The 21,067-nt window shown below is 68.2% G+C and carries 13 protein-coding genes; 9 read left to right on the top strand and 4 right to left on the bottom strand.

What is annotated here, in order from left to right; all coding sequences use genetic code 11:
• Positions 1–61 precede the first annotated feature (61 nt).
• Entirely contained in the window at positions 62–412 is a 351-nt protein-coding gene (locus tag C1O66_RS12655) for a DUF1428 domain-containing protein (RefSeq protein WP_102768207.1), read from the top strand.
• A gap of 55 nt (positions 413–467) precedes the next feature.
• On the opposite strand, the gene C1O66_RS12650 is transcribed toward C1O66_RS12655, so the two are convergent.
• A complete protein-coding gene (locus tag C1O66_RS12650; RefSeq protein ID WP_102768206.1) occupies positions 468–1,709 on the bottom strand; it encodes a GTP-binding protein in 1,242 nt (413 codons plus the stop codon).
• Positions 1,710–1,758: 49 nt separating this feature from the next.
• On the bottom strand, positions 1,759–2,505 hold the full coding sequence (locus C1O66_RS12645; RefSeq protein ID WP_165794592.1) for a ZIP family metal transporter: 747 nt from the start codon (positions 2,503–2,505) through the stop codon (positions 1,759–1,761).
• 413 nt (positions 2,506–2,918) lie between these two features.
• On the opposite strand from C1O66_RS12645, the gene C1O66_RS12640 reads away from it, so the two are divergent.
• Genes C1O66_RS12640 through C1O66_RS12625 form a run of 4 tightly spaced genes read left to right on the top strand, consistent with a single transcriptional unit; the run spans position 2,919 to position 8,740 of the window.
• Positions 2,919–5,120 (top strand): TonB-dependent siderophore receptor, encoded by a 2,202-nt coding sequence (locus C1O66_RS12640; protein ID WP_102769628.1) that lies wholly within the window; start codon positions 2,919–2,921, stop codon positions 5,118–5,120.
• A 16-nt stretch (positions 5,121–5,136) separates the two neighbouring features.
• Positions 5,137–5,898, top strand: a complete 762-nt coding sequence (locus C1O66_RS12635; protein ID WP_102768204.1) for an ABC transporter ATP-binding protein — start codon at positions 5,137–5,139, stop codon at positions 5,896–5,898.
• On the top strand, positions 5,895–7,325 hold the full coding sequence (locus tag C1O66_RS12630) for an ABC transporter permease (protein WP_102768203.1): 1,431 nt from the start codon (positions 5,895–5,897) through the stop codon (positions 7,323–7,325). The genes C1O66_RS12635 and C1O66_RS12630 overlap by 4 nt, the downstream gene beginning before the upstream one ends.
• Positions 7,326–7,330: 5 nt before the next feature.
• Positions 7,331–8,740 (top strand): ABC transporter permease, encoded by a 1,410-nt coding sequence (locus tag C1O66_RS12625; protein ID WP_394341040.1) that lies wholly within the window; start codon positions 7,331–7,333, stop codon positions 8,738–8,740.
• An 11-nt stretch (positions 8,741–8,751) separates the two neighbouring features.
• Here the strand turns inward: C1O66_RS12625 and C1O66_RS12620 are convergent, their stop codons facing one another.
• Both C1O66_RS12620 and C1O66_RS12615 read right to left on the bottom strand, forming a co-directional pair.
• The gene (locus C1O66_RS12620) at positions 8,752–9,498 is read right to left on the bottom strand and encodes a copper homeostasis protein CutC (protein WP_102768201.1); all 747 of its coding nucleotides are present in this window, start codon (positions 9,496–9,498) and stop codon (positions 8,752–8,754) included.
• A complete protein-coding gene (locus C1O66_RS12615) occupies positions 9,495–10,529 on the bottom strand; it encodes an ROK family protein (RefSeq protein WP_207795948.1) in 1,035 nt (344 codons plus the stop codon). The genes C1O66_RS12620 and C1O66_RS12615 overlap by 4 nt, the downstream gene beginning before the upstream one ends.
• A gap of 540 nt (positions 10,530–11,069) precedes the next feature.
• Between C1O66_RS12615 and C1O66_RS12610 the strand changes: the two genes are divergently transcribed.
• The 4 genes from C1O66_RS12610 to C1O66_RS12595 all read left to right on the top strand — a co-directional run bounded on the left by C1O66_RS12610 (position 11,070) and on the right by C1O66_RS12595 (position 21,060).
• Positions 11,070–14,216 (top strand): TonB-dependent receptor, encoded by a 3,147-nt coding sequence (locus C1O66_RS12610; protein ID WP_102768199.1) that lies wholly within the window; start codon positions 11,070–11,072, stop codon positions 14,214–14,216.
• Between the two features lie 150 nt (positions 14,217–14,366).
• Positions 14,367–15,929, top strand: coding sequence for a tryptophan halogenase family protein (locus tag C1O66_RS12605; RefSeq protein WP_102768198.1), 1,563 nt, complete (start codon positions 14,367–14,369; stop codon positions 15,927–15,929).
• Entirely contained in the window at positions 15,926–18,583 is a 2,658-nt protein-coding gene (locus tag C1O66_RS12600; protein WP_102768197.1) for a beta-mannosidase, read from the top strand. Before C1O66_RS12605 ends, C1O66_RS12600 begins: the two co-directional genes overlap by 4 nt.
• Positions 18,583–21,060, top strand: a complete 2,478-nt coding sequence (locus tag C1O66_RS12595) for a glycoside hydrolase family 31 protein (RefSeq protein WP_102768196.1) — start codon at positions 18,583–18,585, stop codon at positions 21,058–21,060. Before C1O66_RS12600 ends, C1O66_RS12595 begins: the two co-directional genes overlap by 1 nt.
• The last annotated feature ends 7 nt before the right edge of the window (positions 21,061–21,067 follow it).

The following is a 21,067-nucleotide window of genomic DNA, read 5'->3' as shown; positions in this document are numbered from 1 at the left end:
GCGGCTGATAGTGCTCAGCATTCGGGTAGTCTTGCTGCTTCAACCTCATCGGAGAACTGACATGGCTTACGTCGATGGATTCGTGGCTTCCGTTCCCACCGCCCGGCGGGCTGACTTTCTGGCGCATTCGCAGCAAATGGGCCAGATCTTCAAGGAATACGGCGCGACCGCTGTTGTCGATTGCTGGGGCGACGATGTGCCGCAGGGCAAGCTGACTTCGTTCCCGATGGCCGTGCAGTGCCAGCCCGAGGAGACGGTCGTGTTTTCCTGGATCACCTGGCCCTCGCGCGAGCTCCGCAATGCCGCCTGGGACAAGGTCATGGCCGATCCACGCATGGCCGCCGCGGGCGAGCCACCCTTCGACGGCAAGCGCATGATTTTTGGCGGGTTTGAGGTGATCTCGGAGTCCTGAGGCGCGGCCTCCTCGCTGGCGCCAGCGCGAGGCCGGGTTCGGGGTCGCTTGCCGCTCAGGCGGCGGCCGCCTCGGCTGCCGTTTCTTCCCAGCCCGGATAGGGGTCGGGCAGCTCACGCCACGCGGCCATGCCTTTTCGGGTTTCGGTGAAGTTGAGCAGGCAGCGGTCCAGTGCGGCGCTCAGGGCCTGGCGGTCGAGTTGCTGGCCGATGATGACGAGCTCTTGCTTGCGGTCGCCGTAGGGCTCGGTCCAGTGGGCGAGGATGGCTTGGCGCGTGGCTTCGTCTTCCGGCCAGCGGCTTCGGGGCGCAGCGGCCCACCAGCGGCCGACGGGCTGCACATCGCACATGCGGCCAGCGCCCGAGACGCAAGCCACCCAGTCCGGTCGGCTCGCCAGCCAGACATAGCCCTTGTAGCGCAGCACGCCGGGCAGGGGCGTGGCGAGCAAGTCATGCAGGCGCTGGGGGTGGAAGGGTTTGTCCGCGCGGTAGACGAAGCTTTCGATGCCGTAGGTGTCGGCCTCCGAGTCGTGGTGGCCCTCCAGCTCCTGGGCCCAGCGCGGCATGGCTGCGGCCTTGTCGAGGTCGAAGAGGCCGGTGCCCAGCACTTCGTCCAGGTCCACCGCGCCGTGGCGCGCGTCGATGATTTCCGCCTCGGCGTTCAGGGCCTTGATCAGCGCATGCACCTGATCGAGTTGCTCCAGGCTGACCTGATCGGTCTTGCTGACGACGATGACGTTGGCGAACTCGATCTGCTCCACCAGCAGGTGGACCAGACGGCGTTGGTCCTCCTCGCCCGCAGCTTGGCCGCGGTCGGCCAGGAACTCGGCGCTGCTGTAGTCGCGCAGGATGTTGAGGGCATCCACCACGGTCACCATGGTGTCGATGTAGGCCACATCGTTGAGGCTTTCCCCCGCCTCGCTGGTGAAGTCGAAGGTGGCGGCAATCGGCATGGGCTCCGAGATGCCGGTGGATTCGATCAGGAGGTGATCGAAGCGGCCCTCGGCGGCCAGGCGCCGGACCTCCTGCAGCAGATCGTCGCGCAGGGTGCAGCAGATGCAGCCATTGCTCATCTCCACCATCTTTTCCTCGGTGCGGGACAGGCCCACGCCGGCGGCCCTGGCGCTGTCGCGGACCAGGGCTGCGTCGACATTGACTTCGCTCATGTCGTTGACGATCACGGCCACGCGCTTGCCTTCTCGGTTGCGCAGGATGTGGTTGAGCAAGGTCGTTTTGCCGGCGCCGAGAAAGCCGGACAGCACGGTGGTGGGCAGGCGCTTGGGGGCGGAGTGAGACATGCAGATCACCTTTGCGGGTCGTGTGGAATGGCGTGAGCGTGGCTGCCGCTCAGTGCAGCCAATGGCCCACCACGGGAACGCAGGCCAGGCCGGCGCTCAACATCGCGGTCTGGGCCAGGAAGCCGTCTTGCCGGTGACGGCGGTGCAGGGCCGGCAGCAGATCGGCCACGGCGATGTAGAGAAAGCTTGCCGCAGCCACGGCCAGCACATAGGGCAGGGCGGCCTGGGCGCTTTCCAAGGCCAGCCAGCCCAGCACACCGCCCACGAGCGAAGCCAGGCTGGACAGGCCATTGGCCAGCAAGGCCCGCCGCTTGCTCCAGCCGGCCGACAGCAGCAGGGCAAAGTCGCCCAGCTCTTGCGGCACTTCATGCAAGGCCACGGCCAGGCAGGTGCTCAGGCCCAGCCAAGGGTCAGCGAGGAAGGCGGCGGCCATCAAGACCCCGTCGACCAGGTTGTGCAAGCCATCGCCCAGCAGCACCACCCATGGGGTGCCGGTACGGGCCGAACCCGGCTCGCCCGCATGGGCGTGGCGCCACAAGGCCAGGCGCTCCAGCAAGTAGAAGCCGATCAAGCCGGCCAGCAGCGTGGCCAGCACAGCCTCGCTGTGGCCGGGCGCCAGGCTCAAGGCCTCGGGCAGGATGTCCAGCAGGGCCGCGGCCAGCATGGTGCCGGCAGCAAAGGCAATCAGGCGATGCAGATGCCGAGCTTGCAGCCGAAAGGCCAGGATGGCGGCCAGCAGCAGGCTGAGGAGCCCGCCCGCAAAGCAGGCGGCGAGGATGGCGGCAAGGCTTGACATGGGGTGGCGAGAGCTGGCTGCGGTGAGAGAGTGACGGGCGGAGTTGAAGGGCGCCGAGGGGGCGTCCATGGGGCTTGAGTGCGCTCGCTTCCGAGGGCCGTGGCGCCTCCTCAGGCCTCGGCCTTTCCATGCCTGGCATGAATTTGATTTTGCAAATGATAATTCATTCGCAATAATGGCGCCATGCCACGTCCACGTTTCTGCCCGCCCTCAAGCCGCCCCTCCACCTGCCGCCACGCGTGTGTACGCACGCTCGCTAGGCGCGCGGTCGGTCGCCTTTCCTGAGCCTTCTCGCTTGAGACCCCGCCATGCCCTGGCCGGGCTTGCCGAATTGGGGCTGTGTACCAGAGCTGGCCTTTTCTTTCCTCCTCCTGTTCTTTCTTCTCCCCACCCTCTTCGTGAGCCTCTTCCCCATGCCGACCCACTTCCGCCCGGCGCCTGGCGCCCGTCTTCCCTTGCTGCTGGCGCTGGCCAGCTGCTTCGCGGCCAGCGCCCGCGCCCAAACGCCTGCGCCCGAACGTGCGCCGGCTGAAGCCGCCCAGCCTGCGCCGACCGCTCCGGATGCCAAGAGCGCCCAGCTGCCCGCGGTCAACGTGGTCGGCCGCGCCGAATCGGGCACCTACCATGCGGCCGATGCCGCCGGCGCCAAGACCGAGCTCGCCCTGCGCGAGCTGCCGCAATCGGTGCGCATCGTCACCCGTCAGGCCATGGACGACCTCGGTGCCACCAAGCTCGACGATGTGCTGGATTACGTGGGTGGCGTCTCGCGCCAGAACAGCTTTGGCGGCCTGTGGGACAACATTGCCATTCGCGGCCTGCCGGGCAACGAGAACACCGGCATGGCCACCTTGTTGAACGGGTTCTCATCGAACCGCGGCTTCAATGCCCCGCGCGATCTGGCCGGTGTCGAGCGCATCGAGTTCCTCAAGGGCACGGCCGCTGCGCTCTACGGCAGCAGCGAGCCGGGCGGCACCTTGAACATCGTCTCCAAGCGCCCGCTCTGGCAGGCGGCCCATGCGGTGGAAGCCTATCTGGGCAGCTATGGCCTCAAGCGTGGCGCTCTGGACAGCACCGGCCCCTGGGGTGAGAACTTCGCCTACCGCCTCAATGTGGCGGTGGAAGACCGCAGCAGCTTCCGCGACCATGTCAGCGCCCGGCGCGAAGTGCTCGCCCCGGCCTTCACCTGGAAGCTGGGCCCTGCCACCCAGCTTGACTATGTCGGTGAAGCCCTGCGCCACGCGACACCCCTGGACCGTGGTGTGGTCGCTGTCAACAACCGCCTGGGTGCGGTGCCGCGCAGCCGCTTCCTCGGCGAGCCTGCCGATGGGCAGGTGACCGTGCGCAACCAGACCCACCAGCTCATCCTCTCGCACGAATGGAGCAGCAACTGGCGCAGCCGTCTGGGCCTGTCCTACCGCGAGACCGGGGTGAATGGCTATTCCACCGAGCCCACGGCGCTGCGCCCCGATAACGTCACGCTGACGCGGCAACGGCGCCATCGCGACTACGACTCCAACGATGCCGCCGTGCAGGCGGAGCTGCAAGGCCTGGTCAAGCTGGGCGCGGTCGAGCATGAGCTGCTGATCGGTCTGGAGAGCTTCCGCTTCCGCATGGATTCGGTGATGCGGCGCGTCAATCCCAGCGCCGGCAAGCCCTATGCCATTGACATTCAACAGCCGGCCTACGGCCAGGCGCTGCCCGAGCCGGGCCCCAACACCAGCACCCTGGAGCATCAGCGCAACACGGCCGTCTATCTGCAGGACGCCATCAAGCTGGCCCCCGCCTGGCGTCTGGTGGCCGGCCTGCGTTTCGATGACTACCGCCAGACCCTGGCCAATCGCCTGAACAGCACCACGGCACGCCAGCAGCCGAGCTCCCGCTCGCCCCGCATCGGCCTGTCCTGGCTGCCCTCGCCGCAATGGACGTTGTATGCCAATGCCGGCCGCTCCTTCCGCCCCAATGTAGGCGCCGATGTCGCAGCCCAAGGTTTCAAGCCCGAGACCGGCCGCGCCCTGGAGCTCGGCAGCAAATGGGAAAGCGCGGACCGCCGCATCGGTGCGACCGCTGCGCTCTTCGACATCCGCAAGCGCCAGGTGCTGACCGCCGACCCGGCACATGCCGGCTTCTCGATCGCTGCCGGCGAGATCCGCAGCCGAGGCCTAGAGTTCGACCTGGCCGGACAGCTCAGCGCGCATTGGCGCATCAACGCCAGCCTGGTGCTCAACGACGTGGAGGTCAGCCAGGACAACACCCTGGAGCGCGGCGGACGCCTGCTCAATGTGCCCAAGGTCAATGGCAGTGTGCTGGCCGTGTACGAGGCCAGCCTCTCGCAGGGCCAGCGCTACAGCATCGGCGGCGGGCTCACCCACATGGGCGCCCGCTTGGGCCAGGCCCGCACCCAGGCCGAGGCCAATGCGGGCACGCCCGCCTTCGAGCTGCCGGCCTACACCACGGCCAAGCTGGTGGCCTACTGGCGCGCCAGCCCGACGCTGCGCTGGACGCTCGATGTCGACAACCTCTTCGACACCACTTACTACACCAGCTCCTACAGCCGCTTGTGGGTGACGCCGGGCACGGCCCGCAGCTTCACCCTGGGCCTGCAGGCCAAGTTCTGACGCGAGGCCCGCCATCATGAGCGAAACCCTGAACCCAGATCCACCCGCCGCTGCTGCAGTGCCCCCTGCGCTGGAGGCCCGCGCGGTGGTGGCGGGCTACCGCGAGCGCACCATCTTGCGAGGCCTGGACCTGACCGTGCAGCCAGGCGAGATCTACGCCCTGCTGGGCGCCAACGGAGCCGGCAAGACCACCACCCTGAGCCTGTTCCTGGGCTTTGTGCGGCCGGCCAGCGGCCAGCTGCGCGTCCAGGGCATCGACCCGGTGAACGAGCCCAGCCGCGCGCGCCGCCAGATCGCCTACATCCCCGAGAACGTGGCGCTGTACGAGCACCTCAGCGCCCGCGAGAACCTTGCCTACCTGCTGCATCTGGCCGGCCAGCCGGCCAGCGCGCAGGCCATCGATGAGGCCTTGTCCGCGGCCGGGCTGGATGCCGCGGCCCATGGCCAGCGCGTCGCCGGCTTCTCCAAGGGCATGCGGCAGAAAGTCTCGATCGCACTGGCCCTGGCGCGCCATGTGCCCGTTCTGCTGCTGGACGAGCCCAGCTCCGGGCTGGACCCACAGGCCAGCAGCGAGCTCAGCCGCCTGCTGCGGATGCTGCGCGGGCAGGGTGTGGCCATGCTGATGGTGACGCACGATCTGCTCGGCGCCGCCGATGTGGCGGACCGCATCGGCTTCATCGAGGCCGGCCGGCTGATCGAAGAGGTGGCCGCCACGGGCGAAGAGCGCTTTGACGTGCGCGCGCTGCACCGTCGCTACGCCAGTGCGGGGGCCTCATGAGGGCGGCCGTGTTCAGAATTGCCGTCGAGGAATGGCGTTTGCTGCGCCGCGATCGCGTCGCCGCGCTGGGCCTGGCTTTGTTGCTGCTGCTGAGTGCCGTGGCCTGCTTCACCGCCTGGGAGCAGCGCAGCAGCGCGGCGGCCGCACGGGCCCGTTACCAGGCTCAGGTCGATCATGAGTTCGAATCCCAGCCTGAGCGTCACCCCCACCGCATGGTGCACTACGGCCACTTTGTGTTCCGGCCCCTGAGCCCGCTGGCGGCCCTGGATGCTGGTGTGGATGCCTACACCGGGCACACCCTCTACCTGGAGGGCCACCGCCAGAACAGCGCCAACTTTGGCGACGTGCGGCAGTCCTCGCTGCTCCTGCGCTTTGGCCAGCTGACGCCGGCCTTTGTGCTGCAAGTGCTGGCGCCGCTGCTGCTGATTTTCCTGGGCCATGGCGCGCTGGCGCGCGAGCGCGAATCCGGCACCTTGCGCTTGCTGCTGGCCCAGGGCATACGCCCCTGGCAGCTGGTGGCCGGCAAGGTCCTGGCGCTCAGCGGCGTGGCCGCGCTGGCCCTGTTGCCCGCCTGGCTGGCTTTGCTGTGGATGGCGGCGGCCACGTCGGCTCCGGGCATCTTGCTGCTGACGCTGGCACTCGGCTATGGCCTGTGGCTTCTGCTCTGGGCCCTGGGCATCGTCGCGCTGTCGGCCTGCCTGGCCCGCGCCCGTGACGCCCTGGTGGCCTTGCTGGCCGTCTGGTCCCTCGGCGTGGTTTTGCTGCCGCGCTGGGCGCCCGAGCTGGCGTCTGCTTCGCTGGCCCTGCCCACCCGCTTTGAGACCGACATCGCGGTGGCGCGCGAGCTGGCGGCGCTGGGCGACAGCCACAACCCCGATGACCCCTACTTCGCCGAGTTTCGCAAGCAGGTTCTGGCCCGCTACGGCGTGGCGCGCGTGGAAGACCTGCCGTTCAACTACAAAGGCTTGGTGGGCATGGAGGGCGAGCGCCTGAGCAGCGCGCTGTTTGCACGTTATGCCCACGCCAGCTTCGAGCGCCAGGCCGCGCAGCTGCAGCAGCTCGACCGCTTTGCCTGGCTGAGCCCGGTGCTCGCACTGCGTCGACTGTCCATGGCCGCGGCGGGCACCGATCTGCAAAGCTACCGCCGCTTTGTCGAGCAGGCTGAAGCCCATCGCTACCAGCTGGTGCAGTCGCTCAACCGCTTGCAGGCCGAGAAGTTGAAGTTCGCCAGCGACCGCTCCAGCCGCGACAACCGCATCAGCGCCACGCATTGGCAGGGCATGGCCGACTTCCAATACGAGCCGGCGCCACCGGCCGAGGCCTTGCAGCGCGCGGCACCGGCCGCCGTGGTGCTGCTGAGCTGGCTCGCCGCCTTGATGGGCGCTCTGGCCTTGGCGACGCATCATTTGGGGAGACGCACGCGATGAGCGCGATGGCATGGATGAGACCGGCCGCAAAGCCGAAGGAGCCGAGACCCGCAGACGCCTGGCGGCATGAGCTGCGCTTGCTGCTGCGCTCGCGCCTCGTGTGCGTGGCGCTGGCGCTGCTGTTTCTGCTGGCCTCGCTGGCGGTGTGGTCGGGCCTGCGTGAGGTGGCCCGCCAGCAGCAGACCATCGCCCGCCTGGCCGATCTGCAGCAGCAAGACCTGGCGGCCCAGGCGCTCAAGCATGGGCGCAGCGGTGATGCCGGTTCGGCCGCGTACTACACCTTCCACAGCAGCTGGGACCCGCCGTCACCCGCGGCCTTCTTGGCGCTGGGTTTGCGCGATGCCGTGCCCTATGTGCTGCGCATCCGCGCTCTGGCCCTTCAGGCCCAGCTGCACGAGGGTGAGAGCTTCAACCCCGAGCTGGCGCTGGCCGGGCGTTTCGACTTCGCCTTTGTGCTGGTCTATCTGGCGCCGCTGTTCCTGATTGCGCTGCTCTACGAGCTGGTCTCGGGCGAGCGTCGCGCCGGCCGGCTCGACACCTTGCTGGCCCTGCCCGGCGGCGGCCGCGGCCTGTGGCTGCGCCGTGCAGGCCTGCGCGTGGGCTTGGTCTTCGCCTGTCTGGTGCTGCCGGTGCTGGCCGGCGCGGCATGCAGCGCCATGCCTCTGCCTGCCCTGGCCAGTGTGCTTCTCTGCACCGCGGCCTACCTGGCATTCTGGAGCGGCCTGTCGCTGTGCCTGGCCGCGGGCGGCCGCAGCTCGGCCGCCCAGGCGCTGTCGCTGATGGGCTGCTGGGCGCTTCTGACCCTCGTTCTGCCGACGCTGGCTCAGGCCGTGCTGGCGCGGGCTGTGCCCGTGCATCAGGGGGTGGACTTGATGCTGGCGCAGCGTCAGGCCGTGCATGGCGCCTGGGATCTGCCGCGCGAGGCCACCCTGGCGCAGTTCTTCCGCAGCCACCCCGAGTGGCGGCAGACGGCGCCCTTGCCGGCGGGCTTCCATTGGAAGTGGTACTACGCCTTCCAGCAGCTGGGCGACGAGCGTGTGGCGCCCCAAGTGGCGGACTACCGCCAGGGCCTGATCGCGCGGCAGGCCTGGACCGAGCGCCTGGGATGGCTCTTGCCCGGCGTGGGGGTTCAGGCTGCGCTGCACCGTCAGGCCGAGACCGACCTGCGCGCCCAGTTGGCCTATCAGGACGCGGTGGCTGAGTTCCATGCCCGGCTGCGCGCCTTCTACTACCCCTTCCTGTTTCAGGAGCGGCGCTTCACACCCGAGGACTTTGTGGCGCAGCCGGTGTTCCGGTCGCGGCCTGCGGCCTCGTCGTGGCCGGCCGGCTCTCTGCTGGGCCTGGGCTTGATCGCCGGCCTCGCCTTGGTTTTGGCGCTGCGGGCCTTGGGCCGGGTGCGCCCAAACCGGACTTGATCCGGGCGTGTTCAGTGCGCTTTCGGGGTGCCATGGCTGCGGATCTGCAGATGCATGGCCCGCACCGTGTCGGCCGCGCAGAGCCAGGCCTGAGCTTCGCTGAAACCCAGGGCCAGCAGCTCGCCTTCAGGCGTCTCGCGCGCCGGTGCGCGGCAGGAGGCATGCACCTCGTGCACCCCGGTCGCGGCCAGCAAGCCGGCCACGTTGTCGGGCCGAATGCCGCTGCCGGCGAGGATGCGGATGCGGCCCTGGCTTTGGCGGACCAGGGCCGCCAGCTGCGCGGCGCCCGCCGGGGCGGTGGGGGCGCCGCCCGAGGTCAGCACGCGCTGGAAGCCCAGTGCGATGGCCGCCTCCAGCGCCGCGCCGGGTTCGCGCACCAGGTCGAAGGCGCGGTGCAGGGTCAGCTGCAGGCGGCCTGCTGCCGCGCGGATCAGGCGCTCCAGCAGGGCGAGGTCCAGTTGGCGTTCGGGCGTGAGTGCGCCAATGGCCACGCCGGCCAGGCCCAGCTCGGCCGCGCGGGCGATGTCGTGCTGCATCACGCGCGCCTCGGCCTCGCTGTAGACGAAACCACCGCTGCGCGGGCGGATCAGGGCGATCACCGGCAGGCTGCGTCGGGCGGCTTCGGCCATCAAGCCGGCCGAGGGCGTGAGCCCGCCGCAGCCCAGGCTGCTGCAGAGCTCGATGCGATCGGCGCCGCCTTGCTGTGCGGCATCCAGGCCGGCGATGTCATCCACGCAGACTTCCAGCACACAGCTCATGGGCGCACTTCCGGGTGACTGGCCTCGGGCTCGAAGGCCAAGGCGGCGCCGATCAGGCCGGCCTGGTCGTTCAAGACACTGGGTCGCAGCAGGGGCAGGTCTTCCGCGTCGCGCCGCAGGATCTGCTGGCGCACGGCGGCATCGAGTGCTGCGATAAGGGGTGTACAACGGCTCAGCCCGCCGCAAACCGGCACGACGCTGGCGCCTGTGACATTGAGCACCAGGGCCAACGGACTCGAGAGCAGTTCGATCCAGGCGGCGACCGTGGCGCTGGCCGCGGGCTCCCCGGCTTGCCAGTCGATCAGCAGCTGATGGCTGTTGCGGGGCGCGTCGGCGTTCAGCGCCAGATGCATGCGTTCCAGGCCGCGCGCGCCGCCCACGGTGTCGAGGCAGCCGATTTGCCCGCAGCCGCAGGCCCAGCGTGGCAGCTGCACGGGCTGGCCGTGGCTGTTCCACAGCGTGGTCTCGCGCAGGATGGGCCCATGGCCCCATTCGCCGCACAGGCCGCCCGCGCCCCGCACCAGCTGCCCGCGCACCACCAGGCCACCGCCAACGCCGGTGCCCAGCACGGCGCCGAACACCACCTCATGCCCGGCGCCCACGCCCACCCGGGCTTCGGCCAGGGCGGCGCAATCGGCGTCGTTGTGGGCCTGCACCGGCAGGCCCAGCCGGGCCGTCAGCTCCCGCGCCAAGGCATGGCCGCGCAGCGCGGGCAGGTTGGCGGCCTGGACCTCGCCGCTCGCCGGCGAGACCACGCCGGCGATGGCGATGGACAGGGCGCTGTGCGGGCCGGCGTGCAGCAACACGGCCGCGTGCAATGCATCGCAGAAAGCCGACCAGTCCTGCGCCGGTGTGGCCCTCTGCTGCAGCAGCTCGCAGTGGCTGCCGCCGAGGTGGCGGGCGATGCGAATGTGCGAACCGCCGATATCGGCCACCAGCAGCTCGTGCGGCGGCATGGCGTGGATCGAGCTGGGCGCAGCAGCATCAGAAGAGGCGGCGGAGGGGAAAGAGGAAAAGGGCTTCAGGCTCATGGATCAGGGCTGTTGCACAGCGGTGCCCGCCGCTTCTGCGGCGCAGAGGAAGAGGGGGCCTGGCGCGCAGTCTAGGACCCGCTGCGCGGCCGCGTCCAGGCCGAATCGCCCCATTTCATGCGCTGTCGCAAGACCGCCTCGTTTCGTTTACTAAACAAAACTAAACTGAATCCAAACTGTGAAAGTTTGTTGAAGGCGCCTGTCATCCTTTGTATAAATTTCCCTGGGTGGAATGCACTGCCCAGCGAGAAGTCAGCGGTTTTTGCGTCGTTTAGTAAATCTACAGGGTTCTCCCGAAACTGCGCCGGGCGCGCCCTGAAAAACGAACAGCAGCTGCCGATTCCAGGCCCCGGTCTGGCGCGCTGGGCCTTGCGTCGAACCAGGAGTTGGAGTGCTTGCCGCGTTCGCCCCATCGGGCGCAGCGGCAGCCGAACTTTTCGCCTTGTGAAGCGGGGCGTGCCGTCTGGTTCTCAGGCGATGTGGACCTCGCTTCCGCCATACAAAGCCCGCCACAAGGGCACGATCAGGAGACGACAGATCATGACAAGCAAGAACACGCACGAATCTCGACAGCGTCGCTGGGCCTTCACGGCGAAGACGCCGATTGCCTCGGCCGCGGCCCTGGCTTTGCTGGCCCTGGCCGGCGGTGCGCAGGCGCAAAGCGCCGCGGCCGACAAGCCCGCCGACAAAAAGGCCGAGACCAAGGCCGAGCCCGCCCAGATGGACACGGTGGTCATCACCGGCTACCGCAGCTCGATCGAGAAGAGCCTCGACCAGAAGCGCAATGCCAATGCCATCGTCGAGGTGGTCAATGCTGAAGACGTGGGCAAGTTCCCCGACAAGAACGTGGCCGACGCGCTGCAGCGCGTGCCCGGCGTGGTGGTGGACCGCAGCGGCGGCGAAGGCAAGAACGTCAGCGTGCGTGGCCTCTCGTCCGAGCTGACCCTGACCCAGCTGAACGGCAACTACATCGCCACGGCCGAGTCCAACGGCGACCCGACCCGTTCCTTCAACTACATGCTGATGCCGGCCAATATGCTGTCCAGCGCCGAGCTGTTCAAGTCGCCGGAAGCGCGGCTGGACGAAGGCGGCGTCGGCGGCACGGTGATCCTGCACACCCGCCGCCCGCTGGACATGAAGTCCAACAGCGGCTTCTTCACTGCCGAGGGCACCTGGGCTGACACCACGCACAAGACCGACGGCCAGTTCTCCGGCCAGTACGCCTGGCACGACGAGGCCAAGCGCTTCGGCGTGCTGGTGGGCGTGACGCAGCAAAAGCGCACGACCCGCACCATGGGCGCCAGCACCGAAAACTGGCAGTGGTACGGCGACAACTACAAGACCCACCCCGCCACCGATGTCAACGGCAAGCCCTCGGGCATGAGCAGTTACTGGTGGGGCCAGTCGGGCTTCTACGACCAGAGCGGCAAGTACTACCAGAACTTCATGATGCCGACCTCGGTCAACCTCAACGTGAAGAGCGAAGAGCGCGAGCGCCAAGGCGGCCAGCTGACTCTGCAGGCCAAGCCCATCGACCGGCTGACCCTGACCGGCAATTACTTCCGCTTCAACCTGTCGCAGAACTCGCAGACCAACATCCTCAAGGTGCCCGAGTGGAACCTGGCCCGCTACGACGGTGATGGCAACTGGCCGAGTGGCCGCCTGCTGGACAGCTTGACCTTTGATCCCAGCGGCACCATCGTGACCGGTGCGCAGTACAGCGCCCGACCCGGCAAGACCTATTACTGCAGCGAGGCCGCCGCGGCGGCGGGCGGCCAGAAGCCCGGCGGCTGGGGCCCGGACGATTGCACCGTGCCCACGCCGCAGATCACCGGCAGCTACAACCGCGAGAAGGCCTTGTCGCAAACCGCCGACATCGCCGCCGAGTGGAAGGGCGACAGCATCGACGCCAGCTTCAAGCTGGGCCGCACCTGGGCCAAGGGCGGGCCGGACATGCAGTTCACCATGCCCATCAAGCCGCGCCTGCAGAACGCCAACGGCAGCTGGACGATGGGCAACACCGCCAGCGCCTGGAGCCTGGTCGGCACACCGACCATGACTTTCGCGCCCGAGCTGATGGCCAATCTGCAGAAGGGCATTGGCGAGATTGACCTGGGCTCCACCTCCTCGTCCTGGACCAAGAACGGCACCGAGCAGAAGTACGCCCAGGCCGACTTCACCTGGCGCCAAGACAGCGAGTGGCTCGACTCCCTGCAGTTCGGCCTCAAGTTCCGCGATGGCGGCACGCGCCGCAGCACCGGCAACAACTACTGGGTCTGCCAGGGCGCCGATCCGGCCAACTACGACAAGCGCTTCCAGAACGGCTGTGATGCCACCGCCTCCAAGTTCCAGTCCTCCTTCCTGTACGGCGATTCGCTCAGCCATCTGGCCGGCGGCCTCAATGCCAGCGCCTTCCCGGCGATTGACTACCCGGCCTATATCGCGCACCTGAACAAGACCTACGGTGCGATGCAGACCCGCCAGGAAGACAACTTCGTCTACAACGTCGGCGAGAAGATTTCGGCGGCCTACCTGCAAGCCAATATCAGCACCGACCGCCTGCGCGGCAATATCGGCCTGCGTTTCGTTCGCACCAAGCAGCACGCCGATTCGACCGACCAGGTCGACTACTACAAGGACTACTTCTTCGACGGCCCGGATGGCAACCCCGCGCCCTGCCTGCCCGGCAATCTGCCGGCAGCCGGTGCACCGGCAGGCTCGGGCTGCGTCAGCGGCTTCACCAAGCTGCCGGACAGCAACAGCAACCCGGCCACCGGCCATGTCTCCTCCTTCGTGGTCAGCTCGCTGGACCGCAGTTACACCGATGTGCTGCCCAGCCTCAATCTGGCCTATGACCTGAGCCGAAACCTGCTGCTGCGCGCTGCGGCGTCCAAGGTGGTGGCCCGCCCGAGCTATGGCGACATCGCCACGCCCGGCGGCCTCAAGTCCTACAGCCAGGAGTACGTCAATGACCGTCGCCTGATCGGTGGCGCCGACAAGGTGGGCTGGTTTGGCCAGGGCAGCAACAAGAGCCTGGAGCCCTATAAGGCCACGCAGGTCGACCTGGGCTTGGAGTGGTACTTCCACCGCGGCTCGGTGCTGGGTGCCGGCTTGTTCCGCAAGAACGTCAGCAACTTCTCGGTGCCCGTGGTGCGCGATATGGTGATGGACGTGGGCGGCACCAGCGTCACCGTGCAGAACTACGCCACCAGCGCCGGCGGCCGCGACGCCGTCTCGCAAGGCATCGAGCTGTACGGCCAGCACACCCTGGACTTCGGCCTGGGCTTCCAGTTCAACTACACCTACAACAAGACCAACCAGGCCGAGATCACCCTGGCCGATGGCAAGGTGATCGGCAAGTCGCCCCTGGTCGGCAGCGCCAAGAACCAAGGCAATCTGACGGTGTTCTACGGCAACGACCAGTACCTGCTGCGCGCCTCCTACAACCGCCGCGGTGTGGTGGTCGGTGGCCTGGTCAATGGCTTGAATGTCTACTCGGACCCCTACAGCCAGATCGACCTGAACGCCGCCTACAACGTCAGCAAGGCGCTGAGCCTCACGGCCTCGGTGCTCAACCTGACCAAGCAGGAAGCCCGCTCGCACCTGGGCAATGACACGCAGGATCGTTTCTACGGCAACAGCTACGCTGGGCGCGTTGCCTATGTGGGCTTGACCTACAAGTACTGACGCACCGGCCGATTGCACGATGTTCCTCGACCCCTCGCGCTGACCTCGTGAGGGGATCTCCGGTCGGCATGGGCTGCAACCCAGGCCGACCTTTTTCTTTGTGGGCCCGAGCGTGAGCCGCGCTCGGGCCCGGCAGAAGGGTTCTCCAGCATGAGTGAGAGCAGCAGTCTCGACAAGGACGGCAGCAGCCGCAGCCCATCCCCGACCCACGGCCCCATCCGCCGCGTGGTGGTGGTCGGGGGCGGCAGCGCCGGCTGGATGGCCGCCGCCACCCTGGCCACCTACCTGGGCCGGCAGGCCTCGGTGCGTCTGATCGAATCCGAAGAGATCGGCATCGTCGGCGTGGGCGAGGCCAGCGTGCCGCACATCCGCATGTTCAATGGCCAGATGCTGGGCATCGACGAGGCGGAGTTCGTTCGCCGCACCCAGGGCACCGTCAAGCTCGGCATCGAGTTCCGCGACTGGGCCCGCATCGGCGACCGCTACACCCATGGCTTCGGCGTCATCGGTCGCTCGCGCGGGCCGCTGCCGTTCCACCAGTTCTGGCTCAAGCTGTTCCTGGCCGGCCGCGCCGGGCCGATTGGCGACTACTCCCTGCAAACCGTGATGGCGCCGCAGGGCAAGTTCATCCCCGGCGACCCCTCGGCGGCGCCGGATTCGCCGCTGGCGGACATCGCCTACGCCTACCATTTCGACGCCAGCCTCTACGCCCGTTTTCTGCGCGAGATCTCCGAGCGCCGCGGCGTGCAGCGCATCGAAGGCAAGATCGTGCGCGCCCTGCAGCGCACTGACGACGGCTTCATCGAAGCCGTGCAGCTGGAAAGCGGCGAGCGCGTCGAGGGCGACCTCTTCATCGACTGCTCGGGCTTTCGCGGCTTGCTGATCGAAGAGACCCTCAAGACCGGCTACACCGACTGGTCGCATTGGCTGCCTTGCGACCGCGCCCTGGCTGTGCCTTGTGAAGGTGTGAGTCCCATAACGCCATATACCCGCGCCACCGCCAACACCGCTGGCTGGCAATGGCGCATCCCGCTGCAGCACCGCATCGGCAATGGCTATGTCTTCTCCAGCCAGCACCTCAGCGAGGACCAGGCCGCCGCCACCCTGATGGCCAATCTCGACGGCAAGCCCCTGGTCGACCCGCGCCTGCTGCGCTTCACCACCGGCATGCGCAAGCAGGTCTGGAACAAGAACGTGATCGCCCTGGGCCTGGCCAGCGGATTCCTGGAACCGCTGGAATCCACCAGCATCTACCTCGTGCAATCGGGCCTCAGCCGTTTGCTGAGCCTGTTCCCGGGGCGTGAGTTCAACCCGCAGTTGGCCGAGCGCTTCAACCGCGAGACTGCGTTCGAGTACGAGCGTGTGCGCGACTTCCTGATCCTGCACTACCACGCGACCGAGCGCGACGATTCCGATTTCTGGAGCGACTGCCGCACCATGTCCGTGCCCGACAGCCTGAGCGAGGCCATGGACCTGTTCCGTGCCGACGGCCGCTACTTCCGCCACGGCGAGGATTTCTTCGCCCTGCCCAGTTGGGTGCAAGTGATGCTGGGTCAGCGCATCCTGCCGCGCAGCTACCACCCCATCGTCGACGACATGCCCGAAGACCGCCTGCTCGCTTTCGTGGAAGGAACCCGCCACATCCTGAGCGACGCCGTGGCCGCCATGCCCACCCACCAGCAGTGGATTGAGCGTTACTGGAGGGCCGCATGAAGTTTCAGAACTTGCTTGGTCGCGCAGCCTGTTTCTTGTCCATGCTCTCGCTGGCCATGCCTGCCTCCGCCGCCGAGCTTCTGCCCCTGACCCAAGCCTGGCAGTTCCGCCTCAGCCCCGCCAGTAGCCAGGCCGCCGCCCATGCCGAAGCCACCGCCTGGCGCCCGGCCCAGGTGCCCGGCACGGTGCACACCGACCTGCTGGCCGCCCAACTGATCCCCGACCCTTTTGTGGCCGCACCCGAGGCAGCCCTGCAATGGATAGGCCTGGCCGATTGGGAGTACCGCACGCGCTTTGATGTGCCGCGCGCTCAGCGGGCGCAGGCACGCCAGGAGCTGGTCTTCGAAGGCCTGGACACGTTTGCCGAGGTGCGGCTCAACGGCCAGCCCTTGCTCAAGGCCGACAACGCCTTCCGTCGCTGGCGCGTGCCGGTTCAAAAAGGCCTGCTGCGCGCGCAGGGCAATGAGCTGAGCATCGTCTTCCGCTCGCCGATCAACAAGCTCCTGCCCCAGGTGCAGGCCATGCCGGTCAAGCTGGCCGGCAACTACCCCTCGCCCTACGGCGACGAGCCGCCCGATGCCATGACGGGAAATTTCGTCCGCAAGCCGGGCTACCACTACGGCTGGGACTGGGGCCCGCGCTACGTCACCGCCGGTATCAGCCAGCCGGTGACCCTGCGGAGCTGGAGCGGCCTGCGCATCGAATCGCTGCAGCTGCTGCAGGATGAGGTCACGGCCGAGCGTGCCCGCTTGCGCGCCCTCGCCACGCTGGAGCTGGCGCGCGCCGGGCACTATCAGCTGCGCCTCTGGCAGACCGCCCCTGATGGCCGCCGCCAGCTGGCCGCCGAGCAACGGGGCCATGCCACGGAAGCCGGCCTGCAGAAAATCGAGCTGCCCCTGCAGGTCGAGCAGCCGCGGCGCTGGTTCCCGAACGGCTATGGCGAGCAGGCCCTGTACCGCTACGAGCTGGAGCTCTTGCAAGCCGGCCGGCGCGTCGATGCGTTGAGCCAGCGCACCGGCCTGCGCAGCGTGGCCTTGAAGCGCGAGCCCGACGCGCAAGGCCGAGGCTTCCACTTCGAGGTCAATGGCATCCCCGTCTTCGCCAAGGGCGCCAATTCCATTCCATTCGATATGTTCCAGCCGCGCGTCAACGCTGCGCAGCTGCGCCGGGTGATGGTTTCGGCGCGCGAGGCGAACATGAACATGATCCGCAGCTGGGGCGGCGGCTACTACGAGAGCGAGGCCTTCTTCGACCTGGCCGACGAGCTGGGCCTGATGATCTGGCAGGACTTCATGTTCGGCGGCGGCATGCAGCCGGCCTACGACCCGGCCTTCCGCGCCAATGTGGTGGTCGAGGCGCGCGAGCAGGTGCAGCGCCTGCGCCACCACCCCAGCCTGGTACTCTGGTGCGGCAACAACGAGCAGGAGATCGCCTGGAAATATTGGGGCCATGGCCGCGATATGAAGGCCGCCGACCCGGCCCTGGCCGAGCGCGTCTGGCAGGGCTATGTGCAGCTCTTCGGCCGCGATCTGCGCCAGGTGGTGGCGGAGGAGGGCGGTGGCATCGCCTACTGGTCCAGCTCGCCCGGTGACGACCTGGCCGAGGTGGCCAACACGCCCGCCAGTGGCGATATGCACTACTGGGAGGTTTGGGGCAACCCGGCCCATCCGGTCAGCAAGTACCTGGAGATCACACCGCGCTTCATGTCCGAGTACGGCCTGCAGGCCTGGCCGGTGCAGGCCACGGTGGATGCGTTTGCGCCGCGCAGCGAGCAGGGCATCAGCGCGCCGCTGATCACCGCGCACCAGAAGTTCATGGCTGGCAAAGGCAATGAGCGCTTGCTGAAATACATCCGCGAGGAGTTCGGCGAGCCGCGCGACTTTGGCGATTTCATCTACCGCAGCCAGCTGATGCAGGCCGAGGGCATCCAGCTCGCCGCCCTGCACCACCGCGCCAGCCGGCCTTTCACCATGGGCTCGCTGTACTGGCAGCTCAACGATGTCTGGCCCGGCGCAGCCTGGTCCAGCATCGACCATTTCGGCCGCTGGAAGGCCTTGCACTTCCAGGCCCGGCGCTTCTTCGCGCCGGTAGCGGTGGCGGCGCTCCGCGAGGCCTCGGGCCAGACCCGGCTGCACGTGATCAACGATCGCGCCGAGGCCCGCCGCGGCGAGCTGCGCCTGCGCGTGATGACGCTGCAAGGCCGCACCCTGCGCGAGGAGCGCCAGGCGCTGACCTTGGCGCCGCTCTCGTCCCAGCTGCTCACGCGTTATGCCGATGCCGATTTGCTCGGCGATGCCGACCCGGCCTCTGCCGCGGCCGTGTTCGAGCTGCAGATCGAGGGCGAACCGCCTTCGCGCAGCGTGGTGTATTTCAAGCCCGCCAAAGACCTGGCTTGGCCACAAGCCTCAGCCGTGCAGGCCCAGGTCGAGCGCGTGGGCGGCGAGCTGCAGCTGCATGTGCAAGCGCGCAGTCTGGCGCGCGGCGTCTGGATTGAGTTCGAGGGCTTGGACGTGGATGTGGCTGACAACGCCTTGACCCTGCTGCCCGGCGAGTCGCTGCGCCTCAAGCTCAAGCTCAGCGGAAACGGCAAAGCCACCGTGGAAGACCTGCAGCGCGCCCTGCGCCTGCGTGTGCTGGGGAGTGCGGCGCTGTGATGATCATATGGAGCCCTCTGTGCGCTGCGGCATTGCTGTTCGCTGTGTTCGCACCGCTGCCGGCCGAAGCGGCCCCGCGCAGCCTCGGCCCGGTCACGCAGTCCAGCCCGCGCGAGGACGGCGTGGACCTGCGCCTGGCGCGTGGCGCCCGGGCCCGCATCAGCTTCGTCACGCCCGAGGTGCTGCGCGTGCGCATCAGCCCCAGCGGCGCGCCTTTCGAGCCCGACACGGCCAGCTACGCGCTGACTGAATCGCCGCCGCAGGCCAAGGCAGTGCTGCGCCGCATCGGCCCGCAATTGCTGGAGCTGCGCTCGGCCAGCGGCACGCGGGTGCAGATCCGCCGTGCCCCTGAGCTGCAGCTGAGCGTGTTCGACAGCGCCGGCCGCCTGATCAGCGCCGATGACCCGGCTCGGCCCATCGTGTTCGATCCGCAAGAGGGCAGTGTCGAAGCCACCAAGCGCCGCGACGACTACGAGCTCTACTACGGCTTTGGCGAGAAAGCCCTGCCGCTCTCGCGCCACCAGCAGCATCTGGTGATGTGGAACGCCGACGTGCCCGATTACGCGCCCGGCCACGACCCGTCCTACCAGGCCATTCCTTTCTTCATCGCCCTGCACCAGGGCCTGAGCCACGGCGTCTTCCTCAACAACAGCAGCCGCAGCTGGTTCGACATGGGCAAGACCGAGCCGCAGCGCTGGCGCTTCGGTGCGGCGCGTGGCGAGCTGGATTACTTCGTCTTCACCGGCGGCCCGGAGCGCAGCCCGGCCCGGGTGCTGCAGGACTACACCGCGCTCACCGGCCGCGGCCCGCTGCCTCCCCTCTGGGCCCTGGGCTATCAGCAGTCGCGCTGGTCGTACAAGACGCAGGATGAAGTTCTGCGCGTGGCGCGGGAGTTCCGCCAGCGCCAGATCCCGGCCGATGTGCTCTACCTCGACATCGACCACATGGACGGCTTCCGCGTCTTCACTTGGAACCCGAGCACCTTCCCGCAGCCGCGCGAGATGCTGGGCCAGCTGCATGCGCAGGGCTTCCGCGCCGTCACCATCGTCGACCCCGGCATCAAGCGCGACGAAGGCTTTGCCATCTACCGCAGCGGCCGCGAGGCCGGCGTGTTCATGCGTGGCGCCGATGGCCAAGAGCTGCATGCCAAGGTTTGGCCCGGCATCTGTGCCTTCCCGGATTTCACCTCGCCGGCCGCGCGCGACTGGTTCGGCCAGCTCTACGCCGCGCCGCTGGAGCTGGGCGTCGATGGCTTCTGGAACGATATGAACGAGCCGGGCGTGTTCGCGCCCGATGGCTTCAACCAGCCGGAAATCTCGCTCGGCCCGCAAAAGACCCTGCCGCTGGACGCTCGCCATGCCGGCGACGGCCGGCCCGGTGATCATGCGCGTTATCACAATGTCTACGGCCTGCAGATGGCCCGCGCCAGCTTCGAGGGCCTGCGCCGCCTGCGCCCCGAGCAGCGGCCCATGGTGCTGACGCGGGCCGGTGCCGCCGGTGTGCAGCGCTATGCGGCGGTCTGGACGGGCGACAACTCGCCCAGCTGGACGCATCTGGCGCTCACCATTCCCATGCTGAGCAATCTGTCCATCTCGGGCGTGCCGTTTGTGGGCGCCGATGTTGGCGGCTTCATGGGCAGCCCCAGCGCCGAGCTGCACAGCCGCTGGCTGCAGGCGGCCGTGCTCACGCCCTTCTTCCGCACGCATTCCAACGATGTCTCGGCGCCGCGCGAGCCCTGGGCTTTTGGCCCCGAGTTCGAGCGCATCAACCGCGCCACCATCGAGCTGCGCTACCGCCTGCTGCCCTACCTCTACAGCCTCTTTGAGGAGAACGAGCGCAGCGGCCTGCCGCCGCTGCGGCCGCTGTGGTTCAACTTCCCGCGCGATGTGCGCGCCAGCCTGGTGGATGACCAGTTCCTGCTCGGCCGCGACCTGCTGGTGGCGCCGGTGCTGCGCGAGGGCGAGCGCCAGCGCCGCGTCTACTTCCCCGCCGGCGAAGCCTGGCTGGACTGGTGGACCGGCCGCCGCTTCGAAGGCGGCAGCGAGGCCACCGTGGCCGCGCCACTGGACCGCCTGCCCCTGTTCATCCGCGTGGGCGCCGCCGTGCCCACGCAAGCGCTGCTGCAGCACACGGGCGAGATGCGCGCCGCGCCGCTGGCCCTGACCGTGGCCTGGGGCCGCAGCGGCCGCAGCGAGGTGTTTCAAGATGCCGGTGAGGGCTATGGCTATCGCCGGGGGGCGGCACGCCGCATCGGCATCCGCCAGGATGGCCAGGGGCTGACGCTGGAGCTTGATCTGCCCCCGAACGCTGGATTTCAGCGGCTGGCGCGGCTGGAGATTCTGGGCCTGGATCGTGCATCGCCCTGGCGTTTCGACGGCCAGCCGCTGCCTGCTCAGAAGGACGAGACCGGCCGGCTGCGCCTGGAGCTGCCCGCCGCGGCAGATGAGGGCCTGCACCAGCTGCGGCTGGCACACTGAGGCCAAC

The organism is Paucibacter aquatile, assembly GCF_002885975.1.
Lineage (GTDB): Bacteria > Pseudomonadota > Gammaproteobacteria > Burkholderiales > Burkholderiaceae_C > Paucibacter_A > Paucibacter_A aquatilis.
The sequence above is the reverse complement of the archived record's forward strand: the minus strand, read 5'-3'. Positions and strand labels throughout refer to the sequence as shown.

Excerpts from the sequence above, each read along its gene's own strand:
- C1O66_RS12605 (WP_102768198.1), top strand. The coding sequence starts at position 14,367 with ATGAGTGAGAGCAGCAGTCTCGACAAGGACGGCAGCAGCCGCAGCCCA.
- C1O66_RS12645 (WP_165794592.1), bottom strand. The coding sequence starts at position 2,505 with ATGTCAAGCCTTGCCGCCATCCTCGCCGCCTGCTTTGCGGGCGGGCTC.
- C1O66_RS12640 (WP_102769628.1), top strand. The coding sequence starts at position 2,919 with ATGCCGACCCACTTCCGCCCGGCGCCTGGCGCCCGTCTTCCCTTGCTG.
- C1O66_RS12650 (WP_102768206.1), bottom strand. The coding sequence starts at position 1,709 with ATGTCTCACTCCGCCCCCAAGCGCCTGCCCACCACCGTGCTGTCCGGC.
- C1O66_RS12635 (WP_102768204.1), top strand. The coding sequence starts at position 5,137 with ATGAGCGAAACCCTGAACCCAGATCCACCCGCCGCTGCTGCAGTGCCC.
- C1O66_RS12610 (WP_102768199.1), top strand. The coding sequence starts at position 11,070 with ATGACAAGCAAGAACACGCACGAATCTCGACAGCGTCGCTGGGCCTTC.
- C1O66_RS12615 (WP_207795948.1), bottom strand. The coding sequence starts at position 10,529 with ATGAGCCTGAAGCCCTTTTCCTCTTTCCCCTCCGCCGCCTCTTCTGAT.
- C1O66_RS12600 (WP_102768197.1), top strand. The coding sequence starts at position 15,926 with ATGAAGTTTCAGAACTTGCTTGGTCGCGCAGCCTGTTTCTTGTCCATG.
- C1O66_RS12595 (WP_102768196.1), top strand. The coding sequence starts at position 18,583 with ATGATCATATGGAGCCCTCTGTGCGCTGCGGCATTGCTGTTCGCTGTG.
- C1O66_RS12620 (WP_102768201.1), bottom strand. The coding sequence starts at position 9,498 with ATGAGCTGTGTGCTGGAAGTCTGCGTGGATGACATCGCCGGCCTGGAT.
- C1O66_RS12630 (WP_102768203.1), top strand. The coding sequence starts at position 5,895 with ATGAGGGCGGCCGTGTTCAGAATTGCCGTCGAGGAATGGCGTTTGCTG.
- C1O66_RS12655 (WP_102768207.1), top strand. The coding sequence starts at position 62 with ATGGCTTACGTCGATGGATTCGTGGCTTCCGTTCCCACCGCCCGGCGG.
- C1O66_RS12625 (WP_394341040.1), top strand. The coding sequence starts at position 7,331 with ATGGCATGGATGAGACCGGCCGCAAAGCCGAAGGAGCCGAGACCCGCA.